This is a genomic window from Rhizobium sp. 25PS6 (genome assembly GCF_032464655.1).
Classification (GTDB): Bacteria; Pseudomonadota; Alphaproteobacteria; order Rhizobiales; family Rhizobiaceae; genus Rhizobium; species Rhizobium laguerreae.
Genome location: NZ_JAWDIV010000074.1, coordinates 1 through 725 on the forward strand (window position 1 = coordinate 1; position 725 = coordinate 725).

Consider the following 725-nt stretch of genomic DNA (forward strand, 5'->3'; position numbering starts at 1 on the left):
TCGGAACAGGGAACTCGCTGGACAATGTAATCACAGGGGCGGCTGCCGCTGATACGCTTTCCGGCGGCGCCGGCAATGACACGCTGAATGGCGGGGCAGGTGCCGATAGCTTGATCGGCGGGGCGGGCGACGACACCTATATCGTCGACAATGCCGGCGACAGCGTTGCCGAAAACGCCGCCGCGGGAACCGACACGGTTCGCACGACCCTGGCAAGCTATACGCTTGGCGCCAATGTCGAGAACCTCGCCTATATCGGAATTGGTCCGTTTGTCGGGACAGGCAACGCGCTGAACAATGTCCTGGCTGGAGGAGCCGGGGTCGACACGCTAAATGGCGGCACGGGCGACGACACCTATGTCATCTCCACCGGTGACATCGTCATCGAGAATGCCGATGAGGGTATCGACACGGTGCAGACGAATCTGACCGCCTATACGCTGGGGGTCAATGTCGAGAACCTCACCTATGGCGGTACGGCCGCGTTTACCGGCACGGGCAATGCGCTCGACAACATCATCAAGGGCGGTGTCGTTGCCGACAAGCTCACTGGCGCTGGCGGCAACGACACATTGATTGGCGGTGCTGGTTCCGACACGATGTCAGGTGGAACGGGTGACGACATGTATGTCGTCGATATCGCGACCGACCTTGTGATCGAGAATGCCAACGAGGGGACAGACACGCTCCAGACGGCGCTTGCCAGCTATACGATTGGCAACAAT

At 60.3% G+C, this 725-nt stretch carries 1 protein-coding gene; it reads left to right on the forward strand.

Features of this window, described 5'->3' with window-relative positions; all coding sequences use genetic code 11:
• Nucleotides 1-725: calcium-binding protein (locus RWK44_RS34875; protein WP_316030182.1), on the forward strand; the 725-nt coding region annotated here is incomplete at both ends.